Origin of the sequence: Pseudomonas sp. D3, from assembly GCF_029320995.1 — a bacterium.
GTDB lineage: Bacteria > Pseudomonadota > Gammaproteobacteria > Pseudomonadales > Pseudomonadaceae > Aquipseudomonas > Aquipseudomonas paraveronii.
In genome coordinates, this window is sequence record NZ_CP119772.1 from 585,084 (window position 1) to 604,829 (window position 19,746).

The window sequence follows — 19,746 nt, forward strand, 5'->3', positions numbered from 1 at the left end:
CCCCTCCCACATTGGTCTCGCGTCGATATACTAGGCCCCGGTTTGCTTAGGGAATATCGACCATGCAATGGATTTTCATGCTGATTGGGCTGGCGCTTGGCTGGACACTCGATGAGTCGTTCAGCGACGCGGGCATCGGCGCGCTGCTGGGGTTGGGCATTGGCCAGGCGATTCGCCTGTCGATGCTGGCTTCGCGCACGGATGAACAAGGCCGTCAGTTGGAGACCGCGCAGAAAGCGCTCACCGCGCTGGAGCAACGCCTGGCGCAGTTGGAAAAACCCGCACCAGAACCTGCGCCGCTCGCACACAGTGTGTTGGTCGAATCCCCCGTTGCCGAATCTGCCCTGCCAGCCGAGGCACCCGAACTTGTCTGGGAGTTGCCCGTTGAACTGGCGCCAACGCCCGTCGCCATCGTTGCCGAGCCAAGCCAGGCATTGCCGGCGGATGTCTGGACACCTGCCGAGAAACCGCATGCGCATGAACCACTAATCCCCCGAGGCCCCAACCTGATCGAGCGCGCCATCAGCGGCGCACGCAATTGGCTGTTCGGTGGCAATACCGTTCTGCGCGTCGGCGTGGTGCTGTTGTTCCTCGGCTTGGCCTTTTTGCTGCGCTATGCCACTGAAGGCATGGTGGTGCCGATCGAACTGCGTTATGCCGGGGTTGCCGCCGCCGCCGTGGGCCTGCTGGGCCTGGGCTGGTGGTTGCGGCTGCGCAACAGCAATTACGGCTTGATGCTACAAGGCACTGGCATTGCGGTGCTGTACCTGACGGTGTTTGCCGCGATGCGCCTGCACCCGTTGATCGACCCGAGTGCGGCGTTGGGCCTGCTGGTGGCGGTCACGCTGTTTTCGGCGATCCTGGCGATTACCCAGGATGCGTTGGGCCTCGCCTGCGCAGCGGCGCTGGGCGGTTTTGCCGCGCCGATCCTGACCTCCACCGGCGCCGGTAACCATGTGGCGCTGTTCAGCTACTTCGCCCTGCTCAATGCGGGCATCCTCGCCATCGCCTGGTTCAAGGCCTGGCGCCTGCTCAACCTGATCGGCTTTGTCGGCACCTTCGGCATCGGCTTCGCCTGGGGCCTGCGCTCGTATGCCCCGCAGCTGCTGTGGAGCACCGAGCCGTTCCTGATCCTGTTTTTCCTGATGTACCTGGCGATCGGCCTGCTGTTCACCCGGCGCAAATTGCTGGAGATGAACGACGCGCCCGAGGACGACAGCCGGGGCGCGCTGCTGCGCTGGTCGGCAGCCAAGGGCGATTATGTCGACGGCAGCCTGCTGTTCGGCCCGCCGCTGGTGGGCTTCGGCTTGCAGTTCGCACTGGTACAGCACCTGGAGTTTGCCGCTGCGTTCAGTGCCCTTGGCCTGGGCATTATTTATATGGGCCTGGCCCGCTTACTCAGTGGCGGGCGCGCCTTGCTGCTGGCGGAAACCTGCCTGGCCCTGGGCGTGATCTTCGCCAGCCTGGCGATTCCCCTGGGCCTCGATGCGCGCTGGACCGCAGCGGCCTGGGCCGTGGAAGGCGCCGGGATCTTCTGGCTCGGCTTGCGCCAGCAACGGCCATTGGCGCGGGCGTTTGGCCTGTTGTTGCAACTGGGCTCGGCGCTGGCGTTCCTCAGCGAACTGCGCGTCGGCACACACACATTGCTGGACGGCGTGCCATTGGGTGCGTTGTTGCTGGGCGCTGCGTTGTTGTTCAGCTTCGCGCAGTTGCGCAAAGCATCCACAGAACAGGCGGCGGCGTGGGAGCGCAAGGGCCTGCCGGTATTGGCCAGCCTCGGGCTGACCTGCGTGTACCTGCTCGCACCGCTGCTGTTGCTGACCCAAGGCACCGCCATCAGTTGGGCGCTTGCTGGCCTGGTGACGCTGTCTGTCGGCTTGCGCATTGGCTCGCGGACCTTCCTGTTCACCGCGTTCGCCGTGCAACTGCTGGGCGGCGCGCTGTTCCTGCTGCGCCTGCAAGGCGGTGAAGGGGCGGCGGTATTCAGCGCAGGTTGGGGCGGTTTGCTGACGGCGTCGCTGATCGGGCTGGCGTTGATCGGCGGCATGCTGCTGGCGGCCCGCGACGACATGGTGCGCAGCGATGTGCGGCTGTTGCGCGGGTTGTCGGTGGTGCTGCTGGCCGGCCTGGTGTTGATCAACCTGGCCGTGCTGTTTGTGCTGCCCTGGGACAGCGCCAGCGGGGTGTGGGCGGCGAGTGGTTTGCTGGTCATCTGGTTGAGCCTGTACCTGCAACAGCGCGTCAGTTTCGTCTTCGGTTTGCTGCTGCAACTGCTCGGCGGCGCTTCGTTCCTGTTGGCGGTGCCGGAACTGCTCGGGCCCTTGACCCATGAAGGTTTGCGTCCGTTGGGGCACAGCGGTTTCTGGACGCCGATGGTGCTGGGCCTGGCCGCCCTGGTCGGCGCCTGGCGCTTGCAGCGCGAACCCCATGCGCCGGTGTTTGCCGTGCTGAAGCTGCAACGCCTGTCCGACTTGTTGTTGGTGTGGGGCGCGGCCTGGTGGGCGCTGGCGCTGATCGGCGAAGTGCTGCGGTTCATCCCGCAAGAGCTGCAGGGCGCCTTCCTGCTGGGTATCGCAGCGGTGAGCGTGGCGATCTGGACGCTGTTCGCGGCGCGTCTGCGCTGGGCCTCGCTGGGTATGCTCTGCACCTTGCTGATGCCGGCTGCGGCTGCGGTGTTGCTGGTATCCGCGCATAGCTACTATCACCCGGCGGCGCAGTTCGGCTGGCTGGCCTGGCTGGCGGTGTTCGCGGTGCATTTCATCTCGTTGCGGCGCTTGGCGGCGGTGGCGCCGGCCAACGTATTGAGCGTTGCCCACGTGTTGGGGAGCTGGATGTTGATCGGCGTCCTGGCGCTGGAGCTGCGCTACGGCCTGTTGTTGCTGTCGAGCGAATACAACGCCTGGCGCTGGCTGGGCTGGGCGCTTCTGCCGAGTCTCTACCTGGTGCTGGCGGCTGCGCCACGCAGTTGGCCGTGGCCGGTGTCGGCCTATCCCAACGAGTATCGAGTGCTGGCGGCGCTGCCGTTGGCGCTGCTGATGCTCGGCTGGTTCTGGCTGGCCAATAGTTTCAGCGACGGTACGGCCGAGCCTTTGCCCTATGTACCACTGATTAACCCGCTGGACCTGGGCCTGCTGTTTGCCCTGCTCGGTGTGTATCTGTGGTCGCGCAGTGTGGCGCCGCAGCGCGGGCCACGTGCGCAATGGATCGCGCAGGGTGTGGCGGGGGTTTCGCTGTTTGCGTTCTTCACCGCGCTGGTGATGCGCACAGCCCACCATTGGGGCGGCGTGCCGTTCCAGTTGGACGCGTTGCTGGAGTCGATGCTGGTGCAAGCCGGCTTGTCGATCGTCTGGACCCTGATCGCCCTCGGCCTGATGATCGGCGGTCACCTGCGCCATCGTCGCGAAGTGTGGCTGATCGGCGCGGCACTGATTGCCGTGGTGGTGGCCAAGCTGTTTTTTGTCGAGCTGAGCAATCGTGGCGGCTTGGCGCGGATCGTGTCGTTCATTGGCGTAGGCGGGTTGTTGCTGGTGGTGGGTTATTTCGCACCGCTGCCGCCCAAGCGTGCCGAACCTGTGTTGGAAACTGAAGGAGCATCCTCTTGATCGGTAAGTTGAGCGTGGCGGTAGTGGGCGTGTGTGCGACGTTGTCGGTGTGGGCCCAGGAAACACCCGCCGACTTCACCACCCAGGTGCCGCTGAGCGTCAGCGGCAATGGCCCGTGGTATCGCCTCGAATTGCCGTTGGCCGTGCAACTGAGCGCCCGCCAGACCGACCTCAGCGATCTGCGCGTGTTCAATGCCGCCGGCGAGCCCCAGGCCTATGCGCTGTCGCGCCAATCCGCGCAACACACCGAAAACCGTAACGTTGCCGATGTGAAGTGGTTCCCGCTGTACGCTGCCGACACCCGCGAAACCTTGCCGGCGGTGGTGATGAAGTCCAGCGCCGAAGGCACCTTGCTGGAAGTGCGCCCCTCCACAGCCTCCGCGGCCGGCCAGCAGGTGCTGCGCGGCTGGGTGCTCGACGCCAGTGCGATCAAGGCCCCGTTGCAGCAACTGAGCCTGGACTGGAGTCACGAGCAAGAAGGCTTCCAGCGGTTCAGCATTGAAGCCAGCGATGACTTGCAGCACTGGACGCCCTGGGGCGACGGGCAAGTGGCGCGCTTGTCGTTTGCCGACGAGCGCGTCGAGCAGCATGACGTCAGCCTGCCGGGGCAACCGGCGCGTTACCTGCGCCTGTTGTGGCAGGGTCAGGCAGCGCCGCTGTTGACCTCGGCCAAATTGGCCAGTGCCACCCGCAGTAGCCAGCCGACGCCATGGGTGTGGTCGCAGCCGCTTTCCGGCACGCGGCTGCAGGCGGGGGAATACACCTGGCAGTTACCGGCGGGGCTGAATGTCGAGCGCCTGCGCGTCGAATTGACACAACCCAATACGCTGGCGCCCGTGACCCTGTCGGGGCGGCGTGACAGCAAGCAAGCCTGGCAGCCGCTGAGCAACGGTTTGCTGTACCGCCTGACCCAGAACGGCCAGGACGTGGTGCAGGATCAATTGCAGTTGCCGGGCCAGGCGGTCGCCGAACTCAAGTTGCAGGTGGATGAGCGCGGCGGTGGCCTGGGCGCTGCCGCGCCGACCCTGCGGGTTGCCGTGCGCGCCACGCAGTTGGTGTTCCTGGCGCGAGGTGAGCCGCCGTTCACCCTGGCGCTGGGGAACGCGTCGGCCAAGGCGGCGAACCTGCCGCTGTCGACCCTGATCCCTGACTACAGCACCGAGCGTCTTAACACCTTGGGGCAGGCGAAGGTGGCCGGGGAAATCGCGGTCACGTCGCCTGCGCTCGTAGCTGCTGTCGACACCGAACCGAACTGGAAAAAACTCGGGCTCTGGGCCGTATTGCTGCTCGGCGTGGCGGCGCTGGGGGCCATGGCCTACAGTTTGCTGCGCAAGCCAGCGGCGGCGCGTTAAATAAAGTCCATGAACTCTATTGGGTTTAAATCCTCTGATAGGAGGAAATACGCCCCAACTCGCGTTAAACTGCGCGGGTTTTTAGCCCCCCCCATACATCGGAGCCTTCCATGTCCCGCGTTACCCTGAGTCGCTATTTGATCGAGCAGACCCGCAGCAACAACACGCCTGCCGATCTGCGCTTCCTTATCGAAGTGGTGGCGCGTGCTTGCAAGGAAATCAGCCATGCCGTGTCCAAAGGCGCGTTGGGTGGTGTCCTGGGCAGCATGGGCACTGAAAACGTCCAAGGCGAAGTGCAGAAGAAACTCGACGTGATCTCCAACGAGATCCTGCTCGAAGCCAACGAATGGGGCGGTCACCTGGCCGGCATGGCGTCCGAAGAAATGGACAATGCCTACCAGATCCCGGGCAAATACCCAAAAGGCGCCTACCTGCTGGTGTTCGACCCACTGGACGGTTCGTCCAACATCGACATCAACGCCCCGGTCGGCACCATCTTCTCGGTACTGCGTTGCCCGAACGAACACCTGAGCCAGAACGAAGCCCTGAACGAAAAGGCCTTCCTGCAACCGGGCACCCAGCAGGTTGCCGCCGGTTATGCGATCTACGGCCCGCAGACCATGCTGGTCCTGACCCTGGGCGACGGCGTCAAAGGCTTCACCCTGGACCGCGAAATGGGCAGTTTCGTCCTGACTCACGAAGACATCGTGATTCCTGCGGCTACCCAGGAATTTGCGATCAACATGTCCAACCAGCGCCACTGGGAAGAACCGGTCAAGCGCTACGTCAACGAGTTGATGGAAGGCGAAGACGGCCCGTTGAAGAAAAACTTCAACATGCGCTGGGTCGCGGCGATGGTTGGTGACGTACACCGCATCCTGACCCGGGGTGGCGTGTTCATGTACCCCCGTGACAGCCGCGAGCCGTCCAAACCGGGCAAACTGCGCCTGATGTACGAAGCCAACCCGATGTCGTTCCTGGTTGAACAGGCGGGCGGTGTGTCCACCGACGGCCACCAGCGTATCCTCGACATCCAGCCCGAAGGCCTGCACCAGCGAGTGGCGGTGTTCCTGGGTTCGAAGGAAGAAGTTGAGCGTGTGACCGGCTACCACAAGCAGTAACGGTGGAAGGGAGCCAGCGCTCTCGCCTGGTTTAAGACGTGAAGTCTTGAACGATAAGAAGCCCCGAAACGTTTCAGCGTTTTCGGGGCTTTTTTGTTTTCGTTCGTCGGGAACCAGACACCTGTTTTCCCTTCTAAGCTTCTGGCAGATCCCCAACCTGCTTTGTCCCTCCAGGAGTTATTCCATGTCGTTACGCCGTCTCGCTTTGCTGGCTTTTTGCGTGCTGTTGGCCGCTTGCAGCAAGGTCAATCAGGAAAATTACGCGAAGCTGTCGGCTGGCATGGCCAAGACCGAAGTGGAGTCGTTGCTGGGTAAGCCGACCGATTGTTCCGGCGCGCTGGGCATGTCCAGCTGCACCTGGGGCGATAAAAACAGCTTTATCAGCGTTCAATATGCCGGTGACAAGGTTCTGATGTTTTCCGGGCAAGGCCTGAAGTAAACCGGGGCGAAAGCCTGCGGGAGAAGAAGAATGATGCGTTTTGTTTTGTTTCTTTGCGCCAGCCTGTTTTTGGCGGGCTGCGCCAGCCATTCTGGCGATGATCTGCAACCCAAGACCGCGAGTAACGTCAACCTCAAGCGTTACCAGGGCACCTGGTACGAATTGGCGCGATTACCGATGTACTTCCAGCGCAACTGCGCGCAGTCCGAGGCCCGCTACACACTGCTGCCAGATGGCGATATGTCGGTGTTCAACCGCTGCCTGACGACAGAATGGAAGTGGGAAGAAGCCAAGGGCACGGCCACGCCGCAAGTGCCGGGCAAGACCGACAAGCTCTGGGTGGAATTCAATAACTGGTTTACCGCGCTGTTGCCGGGCGTCGCCAAGGGCGACTACTGGGTGCTGTACGTCAGCGATGACTACAAGACCGCCCTCGTCGGCAGCCCGAGCCGGCGCTATATGTGGATCTTGTCGCGCACGCCGACGGTCAGCGCCGACACCCGCGAAGACCTGCTGAGCAGGGCGCGGCAGCAGGGTTATGACACCACACGTTTGATCTGGCGCACGTCGGACAAACAGATGGCGAAGACCTCGCAATAATCCTGGATCAGCACAAATCCAATTGTGGGAGGGGGCTTGCTCCCGATTGCAGTGTGTCAGTCAGCACATCTGATACTGATACATCGCTATCGGGAGCAAGCCCCCTCCCACATTTTTAACCGAGTAACTCTCTCAAAACCTGGGTGAACGCCCGGCGGCTCTCTTCTTCACCGGCATGCCGCCCGTCGCGCACCACCCACTGGCCGTTGACCATCACATCGCGCACCTGCCGATCGCCGCCGGCGAACAGCCAGCGATTGAGAATCCCGTCCGCCGTCGCCGTCGCCAGGTACGGATCGTTACCGTCCAGCACCAGCCAATCGGCGCGCTTGCCCACTGCCAGCCGACCAATCGGCTGGCCCAGCGCCTGGGCGCCGCCGTCCAGCGCGGCATCGAACAGCGTGCGGCCGACCATCGGCTGATCGTGGCGATACAGGCGATTGCGCCGCTGATCGCGCAGGCGTTGGCCGTATTCCAGCCAGCGCAGTTCTTCCACCACGCTCAGTGACACATGGCTGTCGGAACCAATGCCCATGCGCCCACCCTGGGCGAGGAAATCCACCGCTGGAAAAATCCCGTCGCCCAGGTTGGCTTCGGTGGTCAGGCACAAACCGGCAATTGCACGGCTGCTGGCCATGCGCGTCACTTCCGCGGGATCGGCATGGGTGGCGTGTACCAGGCACCAGCGTTCATCGACGTCGACATTGTCGTACAACCATTGCAGCGGGCGTTTGCCGCTCCAGGCCAGGCAGTCGTCGACTTCTTTCTGTTGCTCGGCGATGTGGATATGCACCGGGCAGGCCTTGTCGCTGGCGGCCAGTACTTCGTTGATCTGTTGCGGCGTGACGGCGCGCAGGGAGTGGAAACACAAGCCCAACTGCTGCGCCGGTTGTGCGGCGAGGATCGGTTTCAGGCGCGCCTGCAGGTCCAGGTAATGTTCGCTGCTGTTGATAAACCGTCGCTGGCCTTCATTGGGTGCCTGGCCACCAAACCCTGCGTGGGTGTAGAGCACCGGCAGTAGTGTCAGGCCGATCCCGCTGCTGGCGGCCGCCTGGCTGATCTGCCGCGACAGTTCCGTGCGGTCGGCATAGGGCTGGCCGCTGACGTCATGGTGGACGTAATGAAACTCCGCCACCGAGGTGTAACCGGCCTTGAGCATCTCGATATACAACTGGCGCGCAATGATCTGCAGTTGCTCCGGACTGATCTTGCCGACCATGCGGTACATCAGCTCGCGCCAGGTCCAGAAGCTGTCATTCGGGTTGCCGGCCACTTCGGCCAAGCCCGCCATGGCGCGCTGGAACGCGTGGGAGTGCAGGTTCGGCATGCCCGCCAACACCGGGCCCCTGAGCCGTTCGGCGCCATCTGCACTGGCATTGGCCGCAACGTGGGTCAGCCGGCCATCCGCGCCGACTTCAAGACGTACATCGTTGGCCCATCCATCAGGCAGCAGTGCGCGTTCGGCAAAGAAAGCGGACATGTTCAGGGCGCTCCGGTCGTGTGTTTATTTGTATATACATATACAGACGTTTGCCTGCTCGGTAAACTCCGGCAATCTATGCATCTTTTTCCCCTGCAAGGATTCCCCGTGCCGACTCCGCCCGCCAAGTCTTCACTGGCTGCCCACCTGGACGAAAGTCCGGCGCCCTTGTATGCCCGCGTTAAACAGATGATCAGCCAGCAGATCCTCAGCGGCAACTGGCCGCCGCATTACCGCGTGCCGTCGGAGAGTGAACTGGTCAGCCAGCTGGGTTTCAGCCGCATGACCATCAACCGCGCCCTGCGCGAACTCACCGCCGAAGGTTTGCTGGTGCGCATGCAAGGCGTCGGCACGTTTGTCGCCGAGCCCAAGAGCCAGTCGGCGCTGTTTGAAGTCCACAACATTGCCGATGAGATCGCCTCCCGTGGTCATCGGCACACCTGCCAGGTCATCACCCTGGGCGAAGAGGCGGCCGGTTCCGAGCGCGCCGTTGCCCTGGAAATGCGCGAAGGCGGGCGGGTATTCCACTCGCTGATCGTTCACTTTGAAAACGATATTCCCGTGCAAATCGAAGACCGTTTCGTCAACGCCCTGGTCGCGCCGGAATACCTGCAGCAGGATTTCACTCAGCAAACGCCCTACGCCTATTTGAACCAGGTCGCACCGTTGACCGAGGGCGAGCACGTGGTCGAAGCGATCCTCGCCGATGCGGCCGAGTGCAAGTTGCTGCAGATCGAACCGAGCGAGCCGTGCCTGTTGATTCGTCGACGCACCTGGTCCGGTCGCCAGCCGGTGACCGCCGCGCGCCTGATCCACCCAGGTTCGCGTCATAGCCTGGAAGGACGTTTCAGTAAATGAGTGCCGTGACCGTCTGGCGCGCCGCGAATTATGTGCGCATGCCATGGAAAAACGGTGGCGGCAGCACCGAAGAAATCAGCCGCGATGCCGGCCACGGCCTGGAGGGCTTTGGCTGGCGCCTGTCGATTGCCGATATTGGCGAGTCGGGCGGGTTTTCCACCTTCGCCGGTTACCAGCGCGTGATCACGGTGATCAACGGCGCGGGCATGGTCCTGACCGTGGACGGCGAGGAACAGCGTGGGTTGTTGCCGCTGCAACCGTTCGCGTTCAAGGGTGACAGCCAGGTGTCGTGCCGTCTGATCAGCGGGCCGATCCGCGATTTCAACCTGATCTATTCGCCCCAGCGTTTCCAGGCGCGGTTGCAGTGGGTGGATGGGGTGCAGCGGTTTTTCAGTACGGCGCAGACTGTGTTGGTGTTCAGTGTGGCGGATGAGGTGACGGTGCTCGGTCAGGTGTTGGGTCATCATGATTGCCTGCAGGTGGACGCTAATACCGGCTTGTTGGATATCTCGGTCACGGGCCGCTGCTGCCTGATCGAACTGACTCGACTCGGTTAAAAAATGTGGGAGGGGCGGTGCGACGATTCGACTTGCCCCCGATAGCGGTGGACCAGTCAGCTTATCTGTAGCTGACCCACTGCAATCGGGGGCAAGTCGAATCGTCGCACCGCCCCTCCCACATTGTTTCCCACTGTTTTTGCGATCTGTTTCCAGCACCCCGCACCACTTTGTTACCGAACGCCCCAGCGTGGCGCAAACCCGCAGCGTTGCTGTCAAACCTCCTCGCTGCAAACCGCCCTCGCAAGAAATTTCATCAAGCCTCGAAGCCTTAATTTCCAAGGCTCCCACGCGTTCGCCAAAAAATCCCCACGACTCACTCATCAAGTTGGCCGCTCGATTGCATATGCTTGTATGTACAAGTAAAGGTGTGTGCGTAAGAGTCCACTTCGCACGCATCCAGTTCGCGCATCGATCGCTGAGGAGTTCTGGTTGTGACCGATTTTTCTAACGCTAAGCCTACAAAATACCGTGACGTCGAAATCCGCGCCGCCCGCGGTAACACGCTCACCGCCAAAAGCTGGCTGACCGAAGCGCCGCTGCGCATGCTGATGAACAACCTTGACCCGCAAGTGGCCGAAAACCCGAAAGAGCTGGTGGTGTACGGCGGCATCGGCCGTGCGGCGCGCAACTGGGAGTGTTACGACCAGATCGTCGAGAGCCTCACCCATTTGAACGACGACGAAACCCTGCTGGTGCAGTCCGGCAAACCGGTCGGCGTGTTCAAGACCCACAGCAATGCCCCGCGTGTACTGATCGCCAACTCCAACCTGGTGCCGCACTGGGCCAGTTGGGAACATTTCAACGAACTGGACGCCAAGGGCCTGGCCATGTACGGCCAGATGACCGCCGGCAGCTGGATCTACATCGGCAGCCAGGGCATCGTCCAGGGCACCTACGAAACCTTCGTCGAGGCCGGCCGCCAGCATTACGACAACAACCTCAAAGGCCGTTGGGTACTGACCGCCGGCCTCGGCGGTATGGGCGGCGCGCAACCGTTGGCCGCGACCCTGGCCGGCGCATGCTCGCTGAACATTGAATGCCAGCAGGTCAGCATCGATTTCCGCCTGAACAGCCGCTATGTCGACGAACAAGCCAGCGACCTCGACGACGCGCTGGCGCGCATCGCCAAATACACCCAGGAAGGCAAAGCGATCTCCATCGCCCTGCTGGGCAACGCCGCCGAAATCCTGCCGGAACTGGTCAAGCGCGGCGTGCGCCCGGACATGGTCACCGACCAGACCAGCGCCCACGACCCCCTCAACGGTTACCTGCCGGCCGGCTGGACCTGGGACGAATACCGCGCCCGTGCCAAGACCGAACCGGCTGCCGTGATCAAGGCCGCCAAGCAGTCGATGGCCGTTCACGTCAAAGCGATGCTGGCCTTCCAGAAACAAGGCATTCCGACCTTCGACTACGGCAACAACATCCGTCAGATGGCGCAGGAAGAAGGCGTGGAAAACGCGTTCGACTTCCCGGGTTTCGTACCGGCTTACATCCGCCCGCTGTTCTGCCGTGGCATCGGCCCGTTCCGTTGGGCCGCGCTGTCGGGCGACCCGCAAGACATCTACAAGACCGACGCCAAAGTCAAAGAGCTGATCCCCGACGACGCGCACCTGCACAACTGGCTGGACATGGCCCGCGAACGCATCAGCTTCCAGGGCCTGCCGGCGCGTATCTGCTGGGTCGGCCTGGGCCAGCGCGCCAAGCTGGGCCTGGCGTTCAACGAAATGGTGCGTAGCGGCGAGCTGTCCGCGCCGGTGGTGATCGGCCGCGACCACCTCGACTCCGGCTCGGTGGCCAGCCCCAACCGCGAAACCGAATCGATGCAGGACGGCTCCGACGCCGTGTCCGACTGGCCGCTGCTCAACGCCTTGCTCAACACCGCCAGCGGTGCGACCTGGGTTTCGCTGCATCACGGCGGCGGCGTGGGCATGGGCTTCTCGCAGCACTCCGGGATGGTGATTGTCTGCGACGGCACCGACGAAGCGGCCGAGCGCATTGCCCGCGTGCTGCACAACGACCCGGCCACCGGGGTGATGCGTCACGCCGATGCGGGTTACCAGATCGCGATCGATTGCGCCAAAGAGCAGGGCCTCAATCTCCCAATGATCAAGTAACAAATGTGGGAGGGGGCTTGCTCCCGATAGCGGTGGGTCAGTGCCAGATGTTCCGGCTGTCACACCGCCATCGGGAGCAAGTCGAATCGTCGCACCGTCCCTCCCACACTGAACCTGTAAACAATCCATCAGAGGTTGAACACCCATGGCTGCAAATGACGCGCGTGCAAGCACCACCCCGTTGATCGAAAGGCGTTCGATCGACTACATCCCGGAAGCGGAAAGACACGGTCGTCTGTTTAGCCAGTTCACCCTATGGATGGGCGCCAACCTGCAAATCACCGCGATTGTCACCGGGGCCCTGGCCGTGGTGCTCGGCGGTGATGTGTTCTGGTCGTTGATCGGTCTGTTGATCGGCCAACTGCTCGGCGGCGGCGTTATGGCGTTGCATGCGGCGCAAGGGCCGAAACTTGGCCTGCCGCAGATGATCTCCAGCCGGGTACAGTTCGGGGTTTATGGTGCGGCCATCCCGATCGTGCTGGTGTGTTTGATGTACCTGGGTTTCACCGCCACCGGCACCGTGCTTTCCGGTCAGGCGCTGGGCCAGTTGTTCGGTGTCAGCGACAGCGTCGGTATCCTTATCTTTGCCAGTGTCATCGTGCTGGTCACGGTGCTCGGCTACCGGGTGATCCACTTCATCGGCCGGGTCGCCAGCGTCATTGGTGTGATTGCCTTTGCCTACCTGTTCAGTCGCCTGATGAGCCAGGCCGACATTGGCGCACTCCTGCAAATCCGCCACTTCAGTTGGAGCAGTTTCCTGCTCGCGGTGTCGCTCGCGGCCTCCTGGCAAATCGCCTTCGGCCCCTACGTGGCGGACTATTCACGCTACCTGCCGAGCAAGACGTCCTCGGTGAAAACCTTTCTGGCCGCTGGCGCGGGTTCAGTGATTGGCGCACAGGTGGCGATGGTCCTCGGTGTGTTTGCCGCCGCCCTGTCCAACGGGCAATTCGCCGGTCACGAAGTGGCCTACATCGTGGGCCTGGGCGGTACGGGGGCCACCGCTGCGCTGCTGTACTTCAGCATCGCGTTCGGCAAGGTCACCATCTCCACGCTGAACTCCTACGGCAGCTTCATGTGCATTGCGACCATCATCAGCGGCTTCCGCGGGCGCCTGGAAGTCACGCGCTTGCAGCGCCTGGCTTTCGTGCTGGCCATCGTCGGTACCGCGACCCTGATCGCGTTGCTCGGTCAGCACTCGTTCCTCGGTGCGTTCAAGTCTTTCATCCTGTTCCTGCTGGCGTTCTTTACGCCCTGGAGCGCGATCAACCTGGTGGACTACTACTGCATCACCCGCGAGCGTTATGACGTGACCGCGCTGGCCGATCCGAACGGGCGCTACGGGCGTTGGAACCCGCTCGGTATCAGCGTCTATGTGTTCGGCGTGCTGGTGCAATTGCCGTTCATCTCCACCAAGTTCTACACCGGTCCACTGGTGGCCGCCCTGGGTGATGTGGATATTTCCTGGATCATCGGTCTGATACTTCCGGCAGCCATGTACTACGTGTGTGCGAAAAAATGGCACGGCGCCGTGCCCGATCAACTGATTCTGCCGCTCGAGCAGAACAGTGCAGTACCACCTGCAACGAGCGGGGCCGGTCGCGCTGCGGCGCAGGCCTGATTGGATGTGGACCGGGCAGGATGCCTCTTGACTGCCGTAAGCCAATTCATGATTAGGAGCGTCACACAATGAAATCGAACAAGACCCTGCTGACCACATTGCTTTCCCTGGGCTTGCTGGCAAGCACCGGCGCCCAGGCGGCCGGTTGGTGCGAGTCCGGTAAACCGGTGAAATTCGCCGGCCTGAACTGGGAGAGCGGCATGTTGCTCACCGACATCCTGCAAACCGTTCTGGAAAAGGGCTACGACTGCAAAACCGACAGCCTGCCGGGCAATTCCATCACCATGGAAAACGCCCTGAGCAGCAACGACATTCAAGTGTTTGCCGAAGAGTGGGTCGGTCGCAGCGAGGTGTGGAACAAGGCCGAGAGGGCCGGCAAGGTCGTCGGCGTCGGCGCGCCGGTGGTGGGTGCGATCGAAGGTTGGTACGTGCCGCGTTACGTGATCGAAGGCGATGCCAAGCGCAAGCTGGAGCCCAAGGCGCCGGAACTGAAGAACATCGCCGACCTGGCCAAGTACGCCGCCGTTTTCAAGGACCAGGAAGAACCGTCCAAAGGCCGTTTCTATAACTGCCCGGCCGGTTGGACCTGCGAGCTGGACAACAGCGCGATGCTCAAGAGCTACGGCCTGGAAAGCACCTACACCAACTTCCGCCCCGGCACCGGCCCGGCGCTGGATGCGGCTGTGCTGTCGAGCTACAAGCGCGGCGAGCCGATCCTGTTCTACTACTGGTCGCCAACGCCGCTGATGGGCCAGGTCGATTTGGTCAAGCTGGAAGAAAAACCCGGCGTGGATAAAAGCGTGAGCATCAAGGTCGGCCTGTCCAAGACCTTCCACGAGCAAGCGCCGGAACTGGTGGCCATGCTGGAAAAGGTCAACCTGCCGATCGATCTGCTGAACCAGAACCTCGGTCGCATGGCCAAAGAGCGTATCGAATCACCGAAATTGGCGCAGCTATTCCTCAAGGAACACCCTGAAGTCTGGCACGCCTGGGTGAGCGACGACGCTGCCAAGAAAATCGACGCGGCCTTGTAGGTCATGCGTACCCGGCTACCCTGAGGGGCAGCCGGGCGCCTGGCCACAACCCACTGGATCGAGAGCACGCTATGTTTCCTGAGAGTTTTACGTTTTCCATTGCCAACTGGGTCAACGGTTGGGTGGATTCGCTGGTGACCAACTACGGCGATGTGTTCCGGCACATCTCCGACACCCTGCTATGGGCCATCGTCAACCTGGAAGGCCTGCTGCGCGCCGCGCCCTGGTGGCTGATGCTGGCCATCGTCGGCGCCGTGGCCTGGCATGCCACGCGCAAGGTGGTGACCACGGCAGTGATAGTCGGCCTGTTGTTCCTGGTCGGCGCGGTCGGCCTGTGGGACAAACTGATGCAGACCCTGGCCCTGATGCTGGTCGCCACGCTGATCTCGGTGCTGATCGGCATTCCGCTGGGCATCTTGTCGGCGCGCAGCAATCGCCTGCGGTCGGTGCTGATGCCGCTGCTCGACATCATGCAAACCATGCCCAGCTTCGTGTATTTGATCCCGGTGCTGATGCTGTTCGGCCTGGGCAAGGTGCCGGCGATTTTCGCCACGGTGATCTACGCCGCGCCGCCGCTGATCCGCCTGACCGACCTGGGGATTCGCCAGGTCGACGGCGAAGTCATGGAAGCCATCAACGCCTTCGGCGCCAACCGCTGGCAACAGCTGTTCGGCGTGCAACTGCCGCTGGCGCTGCCGAGCATCATGGCCGGCATCAACCAGACCACCATGATGGCGTTGTCGATGGTGGTGATCGCCTCGATGATCGGCGCCCGTGGCCTGGGCGAAGACGTACTTGTCGGTATCCAGACCCTCAACGTCGGGCGCGGCCTGGAAGCCGGGCTGGCCATCGTGATTCTCGCCGTGGTCATCGACCGCATTACCCAGGCCTACGGCCGTCCACGGCATGAGGCGAGCAAATGACGACTGTCAGCAAAATCGAAGTGAAAAACGTCTTCAAGATCTTCGGCAACCGCGCCAAGGACGCGCTGGGGCTGATCGGCCAGGGCAAGACCAAGGATCAGGTGCTGGCCGAGACCGGTTGCGTGGTCGGCGTCAACGACCTGTCCCTGAGCATCGGCACCGGCGAGATCTTCGTGATCATGGGCCTGTCGGGCTCGGGCAAGTCCACCCTGGTGCGCCACTTCAACCGCCTGATCGACCCCACCAGCGGCGCGATCCTGGTCGACGGCGAAGATATCCTGCAACTGGACATGGATGCCCTGCGCGAATTCCGTCGGCACAAGATCAGCATGGTGTTCCAGAGCTTCGGCCTGCTACCCCACAAGAACGTGCTCGACAACGTCGCCTACGGCCTGAAAGTGCGCGGCGAAACCCAGCAGGTCTGCGCCGAGCGCGCGCTGCACTGGATCGACACCGTGGGCCTCAAAGGCTACGAAAACAAATACCCGCACCAGCTCTCCGGCGGCATGCGCCAACGGGTCGGCCTGGCCCGCGCACTCGCGGCGGACACCGAGATCATCCTGATGGACGAAGCCTTCAGTGCTCTCGACCCGCTGATCCGCGCCGAGATGCAGGACCAGTTGCTCGAACTGCAAAAGACCCTGCACAAGACCATCGTGTTCATCACCCACGACCTCGACGAGGCGGTGCGTCTTGGCAACCGCATTGCAATCCTCAAGGACGGCAAGCTGATCCAGGTCGGCACGCCCCGTGAGATCCTGCATTCGCCGGCGGATGAGTATGTGAACCGGTTCGTTCAGCGGCGGGCGGCGGTGGTCTGATCCGGATTATGTGGGGCGGCTGCTGGCCTCATCGGGAGCAAGCCCCCTCCCACCTTTGGAATGCATTCCCCTGTGGGAGGGGGCGTGCTCCCGATAGGGCCGGTAAGGCTGCTCAAGAACTGAAGAAGGTATGAAGATGTCCCAGGCAGCAAAAGTCATCATCACCAACGCCCCCCTGCGCTGGCAGGACGTGGTCGCCGTGGCCTGTCACGGCGCGGTGCTCGAACTCTCGGGCCAGGCCTGGGCACGCATCGACAATGCCCAGGCCATCGTGCAGCGCATTGTCAGCCGCGGCGAGCGCGCTTATGGCGTGAACACCGGCCTGGGCGCGCTGTGCAATGTGTCGCTGGAGGGCGAGCAACTCAGCCAGTTGTCGCGCAACACCCTGTTGAGCCACGCCTGTGGTGTCGGCCCGGTGCTCAACGACGAACAGACCCGCGCAATCATCTGCGCGGCGATCGTCAACTACAGCCAGGGCAAATCCGGCCTGCATCCGCAGGTGGTGCATGCGCTGCTGGCGCTGCTCAATCACGGCATCACGCCGCAAGTGCCGTCCCAGGGTTCGGTGGGCTATCTGACTCACATGGCCCATGTCGGCGTAGCGTTGCTGGGTATTGGCGACGTGAGCTACCGGGGCCAAATCGTCGCGGCGCAACAGGCCCTGAGCGCAGAAGGGTTGCAGCCGGTGGTGCTCGGCGCCAAGGACGGCCTGTGCCTGGTCAACGGCACGCCGTGCATGACCGGCCTGAGCTGCCTGGCCTTGGCCGATGCCCATCATCTGTTGCAATGGGCCGACGTGATCGGCGCCATGAGTTTCGAGGCCCAGCGCGGCCAGATCGATGCGTTCGACGCCGAAATCCTCGCCCTCAAACCGCACCCCGGCATGCAGCAGGTCGGCATCAACCTGCGGGCGTTGCTCGACGGCAGTGAAGTGATCGCGAGCAGTAAAGGCGTCCGCACCCAGGATGCCTTGAGCCTGCGTTCGATCCCGCAGATCCACGGCGCGGCCCGCGACCAAGTGGAACATGCGACCCGGCAGGTCGAGACCGAACTCAACAGCACCACCGACAACCCGCTGCTGCTCGGCACGCCGGACCGCTACCGCGTGGTGTCCCAGGCCAACCCGCACGGGCAGTCCGTGGCGTTGGCCGCTGATATGCTGGCGATTGCCATGGCCGAGATCGGCGCCGTCGCCGAGCGCCGCCTGGACCGCCTGATCAACCCCCACGTCAGCGGCTTGCCGGCGTTCCTGGTGAGCAACCCGGGAGTCAACTCCGGGATGATGATCGTGCAATACGTTGCCGCTTCCTTATGCGCGCAGAACCGCCAGTTGGCGCAACCGGCGGTGCTCGACAACTTCGTCACCTCGGGCCTGCAGGAAGACCACCTGAGCATGGGCACCAACGCCGCGCTCAAGCTGCACCAATTGTTGGCCAACGTGACCCAGATCCTCGCCATCGAGTACCTGCTCGCGGCCCAGGCCTTCGAGTTTCTCAAGGGCCAGCGTTTCGGCGCGGGCACCGACCGTGCCTGGCGCCTGCTGCGTGAGCAGGTCGCGCCTTACGCGCAGGACCGCTGGCTGGCGCCGGACATCGCGACCGCCGCCGCGCTGCTCAAGCACAGCACTTCGCTGCACCAGACGTTTCCCGAATTGCACTGAACAATAATTTCCAAGGAGCATGAATGTGACTGCGCTAACTCTGATTCCAGGCCAACTGACCCTTGCCCAACTGCGGGCCATCTACCAGCAGCCGGTAACCCTCAGCCTGGATGACAGCGCCACGGCGCAGATCGAGGCCAGTGTTGCCTGTGTAGAGCAGATTCTCGCCGAGAACCGCACCGCCTATGGCATCAACACCGGTTTCGGCCTGCTGGCCTCGACCCGCATCGCCAGCGAAGACCTGGAAAACCTCCAGCGCTCCCTGGTGCTGTCCCACGCCGCCGGTGTCGGTGAGCCGATCAGCGATGCGCTGGTGCGGCTGGTCATGGTGCTCAAGGTCAATAGCCTGAGCCGTGGGTTTTCCGGGATTCGCCGCCAGGTGATCGACGCGCTGATCGCGCTGATCAACGCCGAGGTGTACCCGCACATTCCGCTCAAAGGCTCGGTCGGTGCCTCCGGTGACTTGGCGCCCTTGGCCCATATGTCCCTGGTGCTGCTCGGCGAAGGCAAGGCGCGCTACAAAGGTGAATGGCTGGAGGCGAATGCCGCGCTGAAAATCGCCGGCCTCACGCCGCTGACCCTGGCCGCCAAGGAAGGCCTGGCGCTGCTCAACGGCACCCAGGTGTCCACGGCGTATGCCCTGCGTGGCCTGTTCGAGGGTGAGGATCTGTTCGCCGGCGCCCTCGCGTGCGGCAGCCTCACCGTGGAAGCGGTGCTGGGCTCGCGCTCGCCGTTCGATCCGCGCATTCACGCCGCGCGCGGCCAGCGTGGGCAGATCGATTCGGCGGCGGCTTATCGCGACCTGCTGGGCGAAAGCAGCCAGGTGTCGCAGTCGCACCAGAACTGCGACAAGGTGCAAGACCCTTATTCCCTGCGCTGCCAGCCACAAGTCATGGGCGCCTGCCTGACCCAGTTCCGCCAGGCCGCCGAGGTGCTGGTGATCGAGGCCAACGCGGTGTCGGATAACCCGCTGGTATTCGCCGCCGAAGGTGACGTGATCTCCGGCGGCAACTTCCACGCCGAGCCGGTGGCCATGGCCGCCGACAACATGGCGCTGGCCATCGCTGAAATCGGCTCGCTGAGCGAGCGGCGTATCTCGCTGATGATGGATAAGCACATGTCGCAACTGCCGCCGTTCCTGGTGGGCAATGGCGGGGTGAACTCCGGCTTCATGATCGCCCAGGTCACGGCTGCGGCACTCGCCAGCGAAAACAAGGCGCTCGCCCATCCCCACAGCGTCGACAGCCTGCCGACCTCGGCCAACCAGGAAGACCATGTGTCGATGGCTCCGGCTGCGGGCAAGCGCTTGTGGGAAATGGCTGAAAACGTTCGCGGCATTCTGGCCGTGGAATGGCTGGCGGCGTGCCAGGGCCTGGACCTGCGCGAAGGCCTGAAAACCTCGCCGAAGCTGGAAAAAGCACGCGCCATCCTGCGCGGCAAAGTAGCGTTCTACGACAAGGACCGCTTCTTCGCCCCGGACATCATCGCCGCCACCGAACTGCTCGCCAGCCGCTGTCTGAACGAGCTGGTGCCGGCCAAGTTGCTGCCGAGCCTGTAACCC

At 63.0% G+C, this 19,746-nt stretch carries 15 protein-coding genes; 14 read left to right on the forward strand and 1 reads right to left on the reverse strand.

All coding sequences use genetic code 11. The annotated features are described in order from the left end of the window. Nucleotides 1-62: 62 nt before the first annotated feature. The 5 genes from P3S72_RS02510 to P3S72_RS02530 all read left to right on the forward strand — a co-directional run bounded on the left by P3S72_RS02510 (nucleotide 63) and on the right by P3S72_RS02530 (nucleotide 7,114). Nucleotides 63-3,602, forward strand: a complete 3,540-nt coding sequence (locus P3S72_RS02510) for a DUF2339 domain-containing protein (RefSeq protein ID WP_276195884.1) — start codon at nucleotides 63-65, stop codon at nucleotides 3,600-3,602. Further along, on the forward strand, nucleotides 3,602-4,954 hold the full coding sequence (locus tag P3S72_RS02515; RefSeq protein ID WP_276197884.1) for a DUF3999 domain-containing protein: 1,353 nt from the start codon (nucleotides 3,602-3,604) through the stop codon (nucleotides 4,952-4,954). The genes P3S72_RS02510 and P3S72_RS02515 overlap by 1 nt, the downstream gene beginning before the upstream one ends. Nucleotides 4,955-5,064: 110 nt before the next feature. Beyond that, complete coding sequence (locus P3S72_RS02520) at nucleotides 5,065-6,075, forward strand: class 1 fructose-bisphosphatase (RefSeq protein ID WP_276195885.1); 1,011 nt, start codon at nucleotides 5,065-5,067, stop codon at nucleotides 6,073-6,075. Nucleotides 6,076-6,259: 184 nt separating this feature from the next. Next, on the forward strand, nucleotides 6,260-6,514 hold the full coding sequence (locus tag P3S72_RS02525) for an outer membrane protein assembly factor BamE (protein WP_247400529.1): 255 nt from the start codon (nucleotides 6,260-6,262) through the stop codon (nucleotides 6,512-6,514). 30 nt (nucleotides 6,515-6,544) lie between these two features. Further along, complete coding sequence (locus P3S72_RS02530; RefSeq protein WP_276195887.1) at nucleotides 6,545-7,114, forward strand: lipocalin family protein; 570 nt, start codon at nucleotides 6,545-6,547, stop codon at nucleotides 7,112-7,114. Nucleotides 7,115-7,229: 115 nt separating this feature from the next. Here P3S72_RS02530 and P3S72_RS02535 read toward each other — a convergent pair whose 3' ends face one another. Then, nucleotides 7,230-8,594: a formimidoylglutamate deiminase gene (locus P3S72_RS02535; protein ID WP_276195889.1), complete on the reverse strand. Its 1,365-nt coding sequence runs from the start codon at nucleotides 8,592-8,594 to the stop codon at nucleotides 7,230-7,232. 78 nt (nucleotides 8,595-8,672) lie between these two features. On the opposite strand from P3S72_RS02535, the gene hutC reads away from it, so the two are divergent. From hutC to hutH (P3S72_RS02580), 9 genes are all read left to right on the forward strand, one after another. After that, nucleotides 8,673-9,452 (forward strand): histidine utilization repressor, encoded by a 780-nt coding sequence (gene hutC / locus P3S72_RS02540; protein WP_247400535.1) that lies wholly within the window; start codon nucleotides 8,673-8,675, stop codon nucleotides 9,450-9,452. Further along, nucleotides 9,449-10,009, forward strand: a complete 561-nt coding sequence (locus P3S72_RS02545) for a HutD family protein (protein ID WP_276195891.1) — start codon at nucleotides 9,449-9,451, stop codon at nucleotides 10,007-10,009. Before hutC ends, P3S72_RS02545 begins: the two co-directional genes overlap by 4 nt. Nucleotides 10,010-10,443: 434 nt before the next feature. Continuing rightward, nucleotides 10,444-12,129: a urocanate hydratase gene (hutU, locus tag P3S72_RS02550; RefSeq protein WP_276195892.1), complete on the forward strand. Its 1,686-nt coding sequence runs from the start codon at nucleotides 10,444-10,446 to the stop codon at nucleotides 12,127-12,129. A gap of 145 nt (nucleotides 12,130-12,274) precedes the next feature. After that, complete coding sequence (locus P3S72_RS02555) at nucleotides 12,275-13,747, forward strand: cytosine permease (protein ID WP_276195894.1); 1,473 nt, start codon at nucleotides 12,275-12,277, stop codon at nucleotides 13,745-13,747. 68 nt (nucleotides 13,748-13,815) lie between these two features. Further along, nucleotides 13,816-14,781, forward strand: coding sequence for an ABC transporter substrate-binding protein (locus P3S72_RS02560; RefSeq protein ID WP_276195896.1), 966 nt, complete (start codon nucleotides 13,816-13,818; stop codon nucleotides 14,779-14,781). Between the two features lie 71 nt (nucleotides 14,782-14,852). After that, nucleotides 14,853-15,704, forward strand: a complete 852-nt coding sequence (locus P3S72_RS02565; protein WP_017849906.1) for a proline/glycine betaine ABC transporter permease — start codon at nucleotides 14,853-14,855, stop codon at nucleotides 15,702-15,704. Then, nucleotides 15,701-16,525: a glycine betaine/L-proline ABC transporter ATP-binding protein gene (locus P3S72_RS02570; protein ID WP_276195898.1), complete on the forward strand. Its 825-nt coding sequence runs from the start codon at nucleotides 15,701-15,703 to the stop codon at nucleotides 16,523-16,525. The genes P3S72_RS02565 and P3S72_RS02570 overlap by 4 nt, the downstream gene beginning before the upstream one ends. 136 nt (nucleotides 16,526-16,661) lie before the next feature. Next, nucleotides 16,662-18,185, forward strand: a complete 1,524-nt coding sequence (hutH, locus tag P3S72_RS02575) for a histidine ammonia-lyase (protein WP_276195899.1) — start codon at nucleotides 16,662-16,664, stop codon at nucleotides 18,183-18,185. A gap of 19 nt (nucleotides 18,186-18,204) precedes the next feature. Continuing rightward, nucleotides 18,205-19,743: a histidine ammonia-lyase gene (hutH, locus tag P3S72_RS02580; protein ID WP_276195900.1), complete on the forward strand. Its 1,539-nt coding sequence runs from the start codon at nucleotides 18,205-18,207 to the stop codon at nucleotides 19,741-19,743. Nucleotides 19,744-19,746: the final 3 nt, after the last annotated feature.

Coding starts and splice junctions, on each gene's coding strand:
- P3S72_RS02535 (WP_276195889.1), bottom strand. CDS start 8,594: ATGTCCGCTTTCTTTGCCGAACGCGCACTGCTGCCTGATGGATGGGCC.
- hutH (WP_276195900.1), top strand. CDS start 18,205: ATGAATGTGACTGCGCTAACTCTGATTCCAGGCCAACTGACCCTTGCC.
- P3S72_RS02545 (WP_276195891.1), top strand. CDS start 9,449: ATGAGTGCCGTGACCGTCTGGCGCGCCGCGAATTATGTGCGCATGCCA.
- hutH (WP_276195899.1), top strand. CDS start 16,662: ATGTCCCAGGCAGCAAAAGTCATCATCACCAACGCCCCCCTGCGCTGG.
- hutC (WP_247400535.1), top strand. CDS start 8,673: ATGCATCTTTTTCCCCTGCAAGGATTCCCCGTGCCGACTCCGCCCGCC.
- P3S72_RS02525 (WP_247400529.1), top strand. CDS start 6,260: ATGTCGTTACGCCGTCTCGCTTTGCTGGCTTTTTGCGTGCTGTTGGCC.
- P3S72_RS02520 (WP_276195885.1), top strand. CDS start 5,065: ATGTCCCGCGTTACCCTGAGTCGCTATTTGATCGAGCAGACCCGCAGC.
- P3S72_RS02530 (WP_276195887.1), top strand. CDS start 6,545: ATGATGCGTTTTGTTTTGTTTCTTTGCGCCAGCCTGTTTTTGGCGGGC.
- P3S72_RS02555 (WP_276195894.1), top strand. CDS start 12,275: ATGGCTGCAAATGACGCGCGTGCAAGCACCACCCCGTTGATCGAAAGG.
- P3S72_RS02510 (WP_276195884.1), top strand. CDS start 63: ATGCAATGGATTTTCATGCTGATTGGGCTGGCGCTTGGCTGGACACTC.
- P3S72_RS02565 (WP_017849906.1), top strand. CDS start 14,853: ATGTTTCCTGAGAGTTTTACGTTTTCCATTGCCAACTGGGTCAACGGT.
- P3S72_RS02570 (WP_276195898.1), top strand. CDS start 15,701: ATGACGACTGTCAGCAAAATCGAAGTGAAAAACGTCTTCAAGATCTTC.
- P3S72_RS02560 (WP_276195896.1), top strand. CDS start 13,816: ATGAAATCGAACAAGACCCTGCTGACCACATTGCTTTCCCTGGGCTTG.